An 11225-nucleotide genomic window follows, 5' to 3' on the forward strand; every position below is an offset into this window, starting at 1 on the left:
AAAGCCGATGCCGTGTCAAGTATGGCACGGTTTAACTGCGTAGTTAGGTGCACACCTACGGCACGAGTAATAAATAAAATTTTATGATTGATTCTTAAAATATAAGAGGGATATTCTCACTATAAAATTTTCGTAATACTGACAGGAAAGTGTAATTGTTTGAAGCTTGAAATGTAGTTTTTGCGCATAAAATTCAACAAAAATACTGTTATAAATCACAAAAACAAAGTTTTTAGACAGGAATGTAATCTTCATACTTGCAAATATAAAGACATCTTTACTGTTTAGAACCTCGTTTTGTCTATTTTTATTTATAATCCAGAATATCTTAATAGATACAACTTGACTATGTTGTACATATATGTTATTATGTTTATATGAAAACATTACCGGTAGCTAAAATAAGAATGAATTTTTCTGCACTTTTGAAAGAAGTCGCATCAGGTAACGAAATTGGTATTGCCTTTGGTCGAAAACAAGAAACGATAGCTGTGATTGTTCCAATTGAAGAGTATAAAAGAATCAAAGCGAGAAAGCTTGGCACATTAGAAGGAAAAGTAAAAGTTGAATTCAGTGAGAATTGGACAATAACAGATGAAGAGTTTATTAATGTATGAAAATCCTAGTCGATACGCATTATTTATTATGGGCATTTATTGATACAAGTAAAATATCTAAATCGGTTTATCATAAATTATTATCAGATGAAAATGAAATTTTTTATAGTCAAGCGAGTTTATGGGAAATATCAATAAAATATAATATGGGAAAATTATCCCTAAAAGGAATGATGCCTGAAGAATTCTACAAAGAAGTAGAAAATAGTTTTTTTCAATGTAGACCTTTTAAAAATGATGAATTGATTAGTTTTTATAACTTACCTATAGAACACAAAGACCCATTTGATAGAATTATGATTTGGCAATCAATAAAGTCTGATTACTACTTTTTATCTGTTGATACACAGGTTATAAAGTATAAAAAATATGGCTTAAAAATATTATCCTAACACCCGCTTCAACGCTGACATTTGTTTTATCACGAAAGTTACTTAAAGAACCTATACGGCACCGCAACTTTCGCGCCAACTTTGCCGCCGCTATGCGTCGGCAAAGGCACAAATGCAGGTCAAGCGAATGTTAATAATTATAGGCAAACTGTAGCTTAAAAAATAGACTTCTTGTATAAGATAAAAAAAACTGATAGTATTTTGCATTCGGTATGTCAAAATAGGTATCTTATGTATACTATCTTTTGATTTTACAACTAATTCAAGGTATCTTACAGAGTTTAAAATACCAAAATTTTTATGAGGTGAAGTATGATTAGAGGCGGCGATATTGCAAAAGGTACAGTATTATTACACAAGGGTAGTCCCTATTTGGTAGTGGAACGGGAATTTGTAAATCCGGGAAAAGGAGCTGCGTTTGCCCGCGTTAAGATGAAGAACTTAAAAGACGGCGCTGTTTTAACCCAGACCATTAAAACAGCTGATACGGTCGAAGACGCTGTGGTCGATACCCATAAAGGGCAGTATCAATATGAAGATGGTGAAAACTATCTTTTTATGGATACCGAAAGTTATGACCAAATATCAGTTCCTTCTGACATTGTAAATGATAAAAAATACTATCTGCGGGAAGGAGATGAATATGAAATTCTTATTTGGGAAGGTAATCCTATTGATGTAAAGATTCCTGCAAAAATGGTTTTTGAAGTTGCTGAAAGTGAAAACTATGTTAAAGGTGATACGGTTTCGGGAGCTACGAAGCCGATTACAACAGAAACCGGATTGGTAGTACGGGTTCCTCTCTTTATTAAGCAGGGCGAAAAGATTTTGGTAAATACCGAATCAAATGAATATCAAGAACGTGTTAATTCCTAAGTAATACTGCGTTGTAAAAAGCCCTTCAAGCGATTGAAGGGCTTTTTTATTTGTTAAATAGCTGTTCTGTATACATATTGATGTATGTTTTACTATTTTGTGCTGTAATTAATAGACCTAGTACAAGTATCAAGGCAATAAAAAACTATTATAAATACTTCGTGAATGTTTCACGTGAAACATTTTACTTTGATAAAGTCTTTTCACTGATAAAGAGCTATGACCATATTGCTTTCGCCTATTGCTTTTATTCTGAATTTTATCCCAATAGTTTGCTTTTTGGATGCTGCTGCTGTATTTGCAGCATGCTTAAAGCTTACTCATTTTGATATTGAGCAATATAAGTGCTATTTGAAGAATAAGGATAGATAGTCTGATTCAAAAGAATTTTGATAAGGAAATGATAGCTCTCTTATGTCCTTTTCTTTTCTTGATTTGTGTAGAGGATTGCATACTTGGCGCTTCTTAAGCTGTAATAATAGGTATTAAAGCTGACTATAACCACATTGCCAAAAACTAACCATTCCTGTTTCGTCTGAGGTACAAGTTTAGACTAATACCTGAACTCGCTACTGTATGAAACCACCGCCGTCTGTAGCACCGTTGAACAGTTGTACAAGAATGTACGGTTGCTCAACGATGCGTTCTTTGTCAGAAAAACTCGAAGTAACCAAATGTATTCAGGATGTATATTTGATTGCGATACTATCCGTGCTGAATCGCTCATATAGTGCGAAACATTGAGTAGTGCTCACAAGCTGTTTGGGGGTATTTCATATGTCGCGTGGAGGCTGTTGATTATTGTTTTGTTATTATCTTTTCTAATCTAAAGGATATGGTAGATTTTCATCAATGTTTCACGTGAAACATTGATGAAAAAGTGAGAAGGTGCTATTTATTTATATAGTTTTAATTCTTTTATTACCGCCGCTATATTTATAAAATCGTTGTCATTATGCAGTAAGTAGAGATTATTTTCTATTGCTGTTTCTGCTATGAGTAACTTTATTGTGCTTCTAATGATAATTCCTTTTTGTTTACACCGAATATTGAGCAGTGCTGCTTGCTCATAGGATGCTTTCCCATATTTTAAATGATAGAGCAAAATTGTTTCAAAATATTCTTTTAATAGGCGATATTCTTTATCTGTTTTTGCTCTTTGCAGAATTTCCTGATAGATAAAGGTAGTAATGCCGTAGGGTATTTTTTTATCGAGTATATAGTCAAATTGTGCAGTTGTTTGGTTTTTTTGATCTTTTAAGAAGCTCATAAGGACAGATGTATCAACTAAAATCATCTTTCTCCCCGCATTTCTTTATAATCATACTGCTCATCAAAAGAGATTTTACCTTTCAGCTCTCTTATGTCCTTTATTTTTCGAGTTTGAATATATTCTTGTAGGGCTACTTCAACTAATTCGCGTTTTGTATGAATATTCACAGAATATTTAAAAGCTTCTGCTACAAGCGCATCATTTAATACGATATTTGTTCTCATATATACACCTCATTATACACATATTAATACACATATCGTGTTTTGTCAAATATAAAAGAAAGATTGGGCAATAATCATACATACAGTGCACAATATAAAACATTAAGTAGTACTCACAAGCTGTGCCAGAGGTATGTTGATGGTCTTTACCTTGACTAGCCCGTGCCGTATCAGTTACAATAATCCTATGAAAGATACTTTGATAGATGGCGCTATCCGTAAAATCCCGGATTTTCCTACAAAAGGGATTTTATTTTATGATATTACAGGGCTTCTGATACATCCTGAGGCGTTTCACTATTGTCTTGATAAGCTTACCGGTCTATACAAGAATGAAAAGATAGATGCGGTTGCAGCTATCGAGTCGCGTGGGTTTATTTTTGCGGCTCCTTTTGCAGACCGGCTGGGTATTCCGCTAATTCTTATCAGAAAAAAGGGGAAATTGCCGGGTAAGACATATTCTTGTTCTTATGATCTGGAATATGGGCAGGCAACCATTGAAGTACACGCTTCTGATATTCAGAAAGGTCATCGGATATTGTTGCTTGATGATCTTATCGCTACCGGAGGTACGCTGAATGCTGCTCGGAAAATACTAAAGCAAGGCGGTGCGGAAGTAGCCGGTTTTTGCGGTATTATTGGGCTGCCGTTTTTAAACTATGACCGTTTGATTGGAGATTTACCGGTTAAAACATTAATCTCATACGATAGTGAATAAAGAAAGGAATTTATGATAAAATGATAACATTAATAAAAGATATTCTCTCTCAAAAACCGGAAGATCAGGAAGTTACGGTATGCGGTTGGGTTCGTACCAAGCGGGAAACAAAAAATCTGATCTTTATGCAAGTGAACGATGGTTCCTGTCTTGCTTCCATTCAGTTGACTTTTGATCGGGATAAAGGTATTGATGAAGAAACAGAGAAAGCCTTGTCTAAAATTACAACCGGCGCTTCTGTTAGGGCTGTGGGTACGCTTATCGCTTCTCCAGGGTCGGGACAGGCTCTAGAGGTTGCTGCAAAAACAATCACTGTTTATGGTGAGGCATCGGCTGAGACATATCCTTTGCAAAAAAAGCGGCATAGTTTTGAATTTTTACGTGAAATCGCGCATCTCCGTGCCCGGACAAATACCTTTGGTGCTGTTGCCCGTATGCGGAATCAGATGGCGTTTGCCGTGCATAATTTCTTTCAAGAGCGGGGGTTTCAGTATGTACATACACCGCTCATTACTGCTTCCGACTGCGAAGGAGCCGGTGAAATGTTTCAGGTTACTACGCTCGATATGCAGGAAATGGTGCGGAAGGCTTTGCGGGATAAGATGGATCCTGCAACCTATACCCTTGACTATAAACAAGACTTTTTTGATAAAGCAGCCTATCTAACGGTTTCAGGTCAGCTTGAAATAGAAACCTATGCAACCGCTCTTTCGCGCGTGTATACGTTTGGACCGACTTTCCGTGCAGAAAACTCAAATACAACTCGGCACCTTTCAGAGTTTTGGATGATAGAGCCGGAAATGTCTTTTTTTGAGCTTGAAGATAATATGGAATTGGCAGAATCCTTTGTTGTCTATCTGCTGAAATGGGCTTTGACCCATTGCCGTGCTGATCTTGAATTTTTCAATGCTCAGATTAAACCCGGCTTAATCGAAATGCTGGAACATGTGGTGCAAACACCATTTACCCGTATTACGTACACTGAGGCAGTTAAAGAACTGGAGAAGCGCAGCGATGCATTTGAGTTTAAACCCTACTGGGGATGTGATCTTCAGAGTGAGCATGAAAAATATTTAACGGAAGAGGTATTCAAAGGTCCGGTCATTGTTACTGATTATCCAAAAGAGATTAAAGCGTTTTATATGAAGCAAAATGCTGACGGTAAAACAGTCCGCGCAATGGATGTATTAGTACCTGGTTTGGGTGAAATTATCGGCGGTTCAGAGCGGGAAGATAACCTTGCGGCACTCGAAAAAAGAATGACCGAATTAGGACTGGATATGAAGAATTACTGGTGGTACCTTGATTTACGCCGTTATGGAACAGTGCCTCATTCTGGATTTGGTCTTGGGTTTGAACGGCTGCTATTGTATGTTACTGGTATGGCAAATATCCGTGATGTTATTCCGTATCCGCGTACGCCAAAGTCGGCAGAATTTTAGCGCTATAGCGTGACGTTGAATATATCTGTTTTGAATATACTTGCATTGCATAATAAAAAACCGATAGTATGAGCAGCCGTGCATGGAATGCCGAAGCGCTTGTGCTGTCGGTTTTGCCGTTTAGTGATGATCACCGCACGGTAATGCTGTTAGTGCCGCAAGAGCATGGGTCTGTTATTCAGCCTGCAACACTCTTTGGCGGTGCGCGCAGTAAGCTGAAAGGTATGGTTACCCCATATCAAACCGGCAGAATATGGCTTTACTCCAATCCTATAAAAAACTCTCATAAAATTACTGATTTTTCAGTTACTGCATACCGGATGGAGCTGCGCGAAAGTTTAGTACGCAGCTGGTGTGCCGCTGTCTGCAGTGAAGTTACGCTTAAAACCTGCGGCACCGTAGACTGGCAGTTAGCAAATGCTTTTTTGGATGGTCTGTGTGTTTCTGATGATGCAGGCTGTGAACGGGGTTTACTGCGGTTTTTATGGAGGCTCATCTGGACTGCCGGCATTGCTCCTGATATATTCCATTGCAATATGTGCGGGTGCAAATTACCCATTACACGGTTCACCACTGGCGTTGATACCAAGGGTATAGCTGAACAAGCAAATCGTAGCATATATAGTTCTACAGAAGATGCCTGTTTTTGCGAGATATGCCGCAGTGCTGATGCCTATACTTTTCCGCTTTCAGTTGAAGCATTGGGGTATCTTCATGCTGTAACAGAAAAACCGCCGGGATATTCACGACATTTGCCATTAAGTCCTGCTGCGTATGGAGAGCTTAAACGCTTTCTCTTTTTTCTAACGGAAAAGATGATCGGAAGTAAATTAAAAACGTTTCAGGTTGGGTACGTGTGAGTAACGGATAGGTTAACGAGTGTACTGGTTGTGCTTGGAGCACCCAGCGAAAAAGTCTTTCTTGTAAAAATACTATCCGGCTGCAAAGACAGTCCGGATAGTATTTTAAATGTATGCGGCTTTTTTACCTTTTACCGGCTTTATTTTTTCCTACTAAGCCGAAAAGGAATGCTCCAATAATTGCCGGAATTAACCATGCAACACCGATACTGGAAAGCGGCAGTTTTTGCAATGAGGCTGCAAGCCCAGCAAACGAAACCGTTTGTGCACCGAATAATCCGAGAAAATCATTGATAATACCTTCAGTTGAGGCAAATGCCTGTAAGCAGCTCACAATCAAGGTGCCTACTGTTCCGCCGACATAGTAATACCGATTCGGGATATAATCATCCAGCAAGTTCATAACGATAAGTAAGATACAAACAGGATACAGTGCTTCAAGAAGCGGTACGGAATAGCGGATAATGTTTTCTACTCCATAATTGGCAAGCCAGCAGCTGAATACGGAGACGATAATCACTATTGTTTCATACGAAACTTTATTATGAAAGAGCTTTTTGAAGAACTCTCCTGCCGTTGCAGTTAGACCGATTGCAGTGGTAAGACAGGCAAAAGCAATAGACAGCGAGAGGATGATCTTTCCTGTTTGTCCCCATAGCTGTGAGCAAATATTAATCAGCAGCTCCGTACGGCTTATATCCTTCGGAAATACCGTTGAAGCAGAAGCCCCTGCATGTAATAAACCTCCATATACGAGTAACAATCCTACTCCAGCAATGATTCCTGCTGATAAATTGAGCTTCAAGAGTGATTTTCGCTTAGAGTAGCCGAGTTCTTTAATACTCTTAACGATGATCGTTGCAAAAAGCATAGCGGCAAGTGCATCCATCGTTTGGTAGCCCTCTAAAAATCCTGTTAAAAAGAAGTTTTGGGGGGCTTGAGGAGCAAGCGGACCGAGCGGAGCAATAAAGGCACGGATGACAATGGCTGCAAGCACAATAATGAGAATCGGTGTTAAATATTTACCGATTAAACCGATAACTTTTGACGGCTTAATGGAAAAAATAAGCACGATAACAAAAAAGACAATAGAGCTTACCATCGGGCTAATTGAGGCATTAAATGGAAGTATTCCTATCTCATAGGTCGTTGCGGCTGTTCGCGGGATAGCTAAGAGCGGACCGATGCCTAGCATAATAACCGTACCGAATATGTTCGCAAAAATAGGATGTACTTTACCTGCGAATTGCTGTACGTCACCGCCTGCCTTACCAACTGCAAAAATACCCAAAATCGGCATACAAATACCGGTGATAGAAAACGCAATAAAGGTAATGAACCATTTATCTCCGGTCATAAAACCGAGTAAGGGAGGGAATATCAGGTTTCCTGCTCCAAAGAACATCGCAAATAAGGCAAAGCCGACGATGATACAATCTCTCAATCCTTTCTTCATAGATACCTCTGCTATAAAATTATGCTAATCCGTCGATATAACCGTTTACAAGGTCAATCTGGAGCGCGCGCGGTTCTTTGGGTAATCCAGGCATCCTCATCATATCACCCATAACCGCAACAATCATTTCTGCTCCGTTGTTTACGATAATTTCGCGGACAGTCATACTAAACTGCTCAGGAACGCCAAGTTTTTTGGGGTCATCAGAAAACGAATACTGTGTTTTTGCAATACATATCGGGTATGTGTCAATACCCCACGTTTTTATACGGCTGAGCATCTTCTCTGCATCGGTGTGATAGTTCACATCGGCGGCACCATACACCTGTGTACAAATTTTCTTAATTTTTGTTTTTATATCATCGGTATCTTGATAAGTATATACCAGCGGCTTTGAAGGTTTGCTTTCAATGAGGTGCACAGCTGTTCGTGCAAAATCGGCAGCGCCCGCTCCTCCTTCGGCAAAAGCGGTATCAACCGCAAAAGGTATCGCTCTATCATTGCAATACGTTCGGAGCATTTCTACTTCTTCGTCTTTGTCATCGGTATGCCGATTGAGTACGACAAGAACGGTTTGCCCGAATTGCTGTAAATTGTCCCGGTGTTTTTCCATGTTGGAAAGTCCGCGCATGAGCGCTTCTGTATTTGGATCTGCTGCATCCTTTTCCGGAACACCGCCGTGTAGTTTTAGTCCGCGTGTGGTAATAACTAGGACGGTTAATGCAGGGGTAAGGTCTGCTTTACGGCATTTAATGTTGAGGAATTTTTCAGCGCCAAGATCTGCCCCAAATCCTGCTTCGGTAATAACATAATCACCATACGTCAGGGCTGTTTTAGTTGCAACCACCGAGTTGCAGCCGTGAGCGATATTTGCAAAGGGGCCTCCATGTACAAAGGCTGGGGTGTGTTCAGTTGTTTGTACCAGGTTGGGATTCAAGGCATCTTTCAGCAGTACTGTAATTGCACCACCGACTCCAAGGTCTTTAACAGTAAAAGGGGTGTCGTCCATACGGTAGCCGACAATGATTTTATTGATACGGCGGCGTAAATCGTTGAGATCAGAGGCAAGACATAAAATCGCCATAATTTCAGACGCGGCAGTAATATCAAAACCGGATTCTGCAGGTATACCATTGCCATCCCCAAGACCGGTAATAATGGAACGGAGCGCACGGTCATTTACATCAAGAACTCGCTTCCAAATAACTTTTTTTAAACCTTGCGGGGTATTACGGTTTCTAAATACATAATTATCGACAAGGGCGCTGATCATATTATGGGCAGATGTGATGGCATGGAAATCACCCGTAAAGTGGAGGTTTATCTCTTCCATTGGCAAAACCTGTGCATATCCGCCGCCTGCGGCTCCTCCTTTCATACCAAAGCAGGGACCAAGAGAGGGTTCCCGTAGTGCAAGCACCGCATTTTTCCCTATTTTTTGCATACCAAGAGCAAGACCGATGGAAACCGTTGTTTTTCCAATACCTGCCTTTGTCGGTGTCATAGAGGTTACAAGAATCAACTTATGCTTTTGCACACAGGAATCATCAATGGTTGTGTATGGAATTTTCGCTGTGTAAAAACCATATGGTATAACGGAAGAGGAATCTATATTCAGCTTTGATGCAATAGCTTGAATAGGCTCAAGCTGCGTTTCACGGCTAATCTCAATATCAGTTTTCATAGGGAGTGAGTGTACTATAATGCTTCAAAAAGGACAAGCAAGGGTATTTGTGCAGATGAAGTGATAGCAGTAACTGCAATAAGGATATATATTAGAGAGATTGCTTTAAGATGCTATAGCAGTTACATTGGAAACCTGCTGCTTGGTTGCTCTGTTTATACGATAATGAGATATGACAAAGGAGAAGCTATGTTTATTGAAATTCAACCTTATGAGAACGAAACGCTATCAGTACGTTTTAAAGCAGGTAGAGAAGATTTTTCTAAAATCTTGCACGCGATAAAAAAAGTACCCAACAGAGCTTGGATTCCGGCTCAATGCTTTTGGACTATTCCTGCCGACCGTAATTCTTGTGATATTTTATTAAATACTATTTATAGTGAAGGATTTTGCCGTGTAGATTCCGATTTTATCGAGAAAAATTGTGAAAGTGCTGATAGCTATCCTCATAATGCTATAGTTTTGAATACCGCAATGGTTGAGGAAAGTAATACGCCTACTGCACCGGATATTCAAGATATTTTAAGAAAGTTGGATGCAGTGATTACTGCAAAACACTACAGCAAACGTACACGGGAAGCATACAGCTATTGGATAAGCCGTTTTATCCGTGAACATAAGGATAAAAATCTTAAAGCATTTTCCGATGTGGAGATAAATTCCTTTGTAAGCCGTCTTGCAACAAAAGAAAAGGTTGCTGCTTCAAGTCAAAATCAAGCTCTTGCGGCTCTTTTGTTTCTCTATAAAAACATATTAGGATTAACGATACAAAGTCCTGAAAATATCATCCGTGCCAAAAAGTCTAAGAAGCTGCCTGCTGTACTGAGCCGTGAGGAAACGGCAAAGATATTCTCTCTGTTGCCTGAAAACGACTACGGTCTTTTTATTCGCTTACTTTATGGAACGGGAATGAGGTTGATGGAAGGCTTGCGGTTACGGGTACAGGATATTGATTTTGATAAAAATGAAATTACGGTACACTGCGGAAAAGGAGCAAAAGACCGTAAAACTATGCTGCCGGTATCTTTGAAATTTCCGCTACAAAAACATTTGGAAAATGTCCGCCGCATCTATGAGGAAGATTGCAAAGACGGCTTCGGTTCGGTGCCGCTGCCGTCTGCCCTTGCAAAAAAATATCCTAATGCCGGTAAAACGTGGGCATGGCAGTGGGTGTTTCCCCAAGCACGCCGATGGCAAAATAAAGAAACCGGTGAGCAGGGACGGCATCATATTGATCCTTCGGTTATTCAACGCACCCTGCACGAAGCTGTTTTACGGTCGGGTATTCCGAAGCCAATCGGCTGCCACACGTTCCGCCACTCATTTGCAACGCATCTACTGGAATCCGGTTACGATATCCGCACCATCCAAGAACTTCTCGGTCACAGCGATGTTTCAACCACTATGGTTTACACCCACGTCCTCAACCGCGGCGGTCTCGGCGTTCAAAGCCCTATCGACCGAATGTGATTTGTCTTTATCCTATTTAGTGAAGATAGGCCTAATCTGGCTGTTGATGATGTGTTCCGGGTGACATTATGGTAGAAAGATGTTATTGGTTTAATCCGCGATAGTTTAGATTGAAAATGCGTAGTTTGCGTGATATAATGAGGAAAGGTCGAAAGTAAGTTAGATTGATTGACGGCAATGCCGTCAACATTTGAGCTGGGGTATGAGAAAATC

General features: G+C 39.9%; 11 protein-coding genes. 7 read left to right on the plus strand and 4 right to left on the minus strand.

Annotated features, from left to right (window positions below):
- The first annotated feature begins 377 nt into the window (after nucleotides 1-377).
- The 3 genes from ACTTJ8_RS00510 (at nucleotide 378) to efp (ending at nucleotide 1885) form a co-directional block, all read left to right on the plus strand.
- Nucleotides 378-617 carry a type II toxin-antitoxin system Phd/YefM family antitoxin gene (locus tag ACTTJ8_RS00510; RefSeq protein WP_442719452.1) on the plus strand — a complete coding sequence of 80 codons (240 nt, stop codon included), beginning with the start codon at nucleotides 378-380 and terminating at the stop codon, nucleotides 615-617.
- Complete coding sequence (locus ACTTJ8_RS00515; RefSeq protein ID WP_442719451.1) at nucleotides 614-1009, plus strand: type II toxin-antitoxin system VapC family toxin; 396 nt, start codon at nucleotides 614-616, stop codon at nucleotides 1007-1009. The genes ACTTJ8_RS00510 and ACTTJ8_RS00515 overlap by 4 nt, the downstream gene beginning before the upstream one ends.
- A 312-nt stretch (nucleotides 1010-1321) precedes the next feature.
- Nucleotides 1322-1885 carry an elongation factor P gene (efp, locus tag ACTTJ8_RS00520; RefSeq protein WP_442719450.1) on the plus strand — a complete coding sequence of 188 codons (564 nt, stop codon included), beginning with the start codon at nucleotides 1322-1324 and terminating at the stop codon, nucleotides 1883-1885.
- Nucleotides 1886-2780: 895 nt separating this feature from the next.
- Here the strand turns inward: efp and vapC are convergent.
- Together vapC and ACTTJ8_RS00530 are read right to left on the minus strand one after the other, a co-directional pair.
- Nucleotides 2781-3182 (minus strand): type II toxin-antitoxin system VapC family toxin, encoded by a 402-nt coding sequence (vapC, locus tag ACTTJ8_RS00525; protein ID WP_442719449.1) that lies wholly within the window; start codon nucleotides 3180-3182, stop codon nucleotides 2781-2783.
- Entirely contained in the window at nucleotides 3179-3382 is a 204-nt protein-coding gene (locus ACTTJ8_RS00530; RefSeq protein WP_442719448.1) for a type II toxin-antitoxin system VapB family antitoxin, read from the minus strand. The genes vapC and ACTTJ8_RS00530 overlap by 4 nt, the downstream gene beginning before the upstream one ends.
- A gap of 187 nt (nucleotides 3383-3569) precedes the next feature.
- On the opposite strand from ACTTJ8_RS00530, the gene ACTTJ8_RS00535 reads away from it, so the two are divergent.
- From ACTTJ8_RS00535 to recO, 3 genes are all read left to right on the plus strand, one after another.
- On the plus strand, nucleotides 3570-4100 hold the full coding sequence (locus ACTTJ8_RS00535) for an adenine phosphoribosyltransferase (protein WP_442719447.1): 531 nt from the start codon (nucleotides 3570-3572) through the stop codon (nucleotides 4098-4100).
- A 20-nt stretch (nucleotides 4101-4120) separates the two neighbouring features.
- Nucleotides 4121-5542, plus strand: coding sequence for an asparagine--tRNA ligase (asnS, locus tag ACTTJ8_RS00540; RefSeq protein ID WP_442720026.1), 1422 nt, complete (start codon nucleotides 4121-4123; stop codon nucleotides 5540-5542).
- A gap of 68 nt (nucleotides 5543-5610) precedes the next feature.
- Nucleotides 5611-6402 carry a DNA repair protein RecO gene (gene recO, locus ACTTJ8_RS00545; RefSeq protein WP_442720027.1) on the plus strand — a complete coding sequence of 264 codons (792 nt, stop codon included), beginning with the start codon at nucleotides 5611-5613 and terminating at the stop codon, nucleotides 6400-6402.
- Between the two features lie 124 nt (nucleotides 6403-6526).
- On the opposite strand, the gene brnQ is transcribed toward recO, so the two are convergent.
- Both brnQ and ACTTJ8_RS00555 read right to left on the minus strand, forming a co-directional pair.
- A complete protein-coding gene (gene brnQ / locus ACTTJ8_RS00550) occupies nucleotides 6527-7858 on the minus strand; it encodes a branched-chain amino acid transport system II carrier protein (protein WP_442720028.1) in 1332 nt (443 codons plus the stop codon).
- Nucleotides 7859-7877: 19 nt separating this feature from the next.
- Nucleotides 7878-9542 (minus strand): formate--tetrahydrofolate ligase, encoded by a 1665-nt coding sequence (locus tag ACTTJ8_RS00555; protein ID WP_442720029.1) that lies wholly within the window; start codon nucleotides 9540-9542, stop codon nucleotides 7878-7880.
- 189 nt (nucleotides 9543-9731) lie between these two features.
- Here ACTTJ8_RS00555 and ACTTJ8_RS00560 point away from each other — a divergent pair, with 189 nt between their 5' ends.
- Nucleotides 9732-11012: an integron integrase gene (locus ACTTJ8_RS00560; RefSeq protein ID WP_442720030.1), complete on the plus strand. Its 1281-nt coding sequence runs from the start codon at nucleotides 9732-9734 to the stop codon at nucleotides 11010-11012.
- Nucleotides 11013-11225: the final 213 nt, after the last annotated feature.

This window comes from Treponema sp. (assembly GCF_052169735.1).
In the GTDB taxonomy this organism is placed as follows: domain Bacteria; phylum Spirochaetota; class Spirochaetia; order Treponematales; family Treponemataceae; genus Treponema.

What these genes read in the sequence shown, in the direction of transcription:
- ACTTJ8_RS00510 (WP_442719452.1), top strand. Translation starts at nt 378, where the DNA reads ATGAAAACATTACCGGTAGCTAAAATAAGAATGAATTTTTCTGCACTT.
- ACTTJ8_RS00515 (WP_442719451.1), top strand. Translation starts at nt 614, where the DNA reads ATGAAAATCCTAGTCGATACGCATTATTTATTATGGGCATTTATTGAT.
- efp (WP_442719450.1), top strand. Translation starts at nt 1,322, where the DNA reads ATGATTAGAGGCGGCGATATTGCAAAAGGTACAGTATTATTACACAAG.
- vapC (WP_442719449.1), bottom strand. Translation starts at nt 3,182, where the DNA reads ATGATTTTAGTTGATACATCTGTCCTTATGAGCTTCTTAAAAGATCAA.
- ACTTJ8_RS00530 (WP_442719448.1), bottom strand. Translation starts at nt 3,382, where the DNA reads ATGAGAACAAATATCGTATTAAATGATGCGCTTGTAGCAGAAGCTTTT.
- ACTTJ8_RS00535 (WP_442719447.1), top strand. Translation starts at nt 3,570, where the DNA reads ATGAAAGATACTTTGATAGATGGCGCTATCCGTAAAATCCCGGATTTT.
- asnS (WP_442720026.1), top strand. Translation starts at nt 4,121, where the DNA reads ATGATAACATTAATAAAAGATATTCTCTCTCAAAAACCGGAAGATCAG.
- recO (WP_442720027.1), top strand. Translation starts at nt 5,611, where the DNA reads ATGAGCAGCCGTGCATGGAATGCCGAAGCGCTTGTGCTGTCGGTTTTG.
- brnQ (WP_442720028.1), bottom strand. Translation starts at nt 7,858, where the DNA reads ATGAAGAAAGGATTGAGAGATTGTATCATCGTCGGCTTTGCCTTATTT.
- ACTTJ8_RS00555 (WP_442720029.1), bottom strand. Translation starts at nt 9,542, where the DNA reads ATGAAAACTGATATTGAGATTAGCCGTGAAACGCAGCTTGAGCCTATT.
- ACTTJ8_RS00560 (WP_442720030.1), top strand. Translation starts at nt 9,732, where the DNA reads ATGTTTATTGAAATTCAACCTTATGAGAACGAAACGCTATCAGTACGT.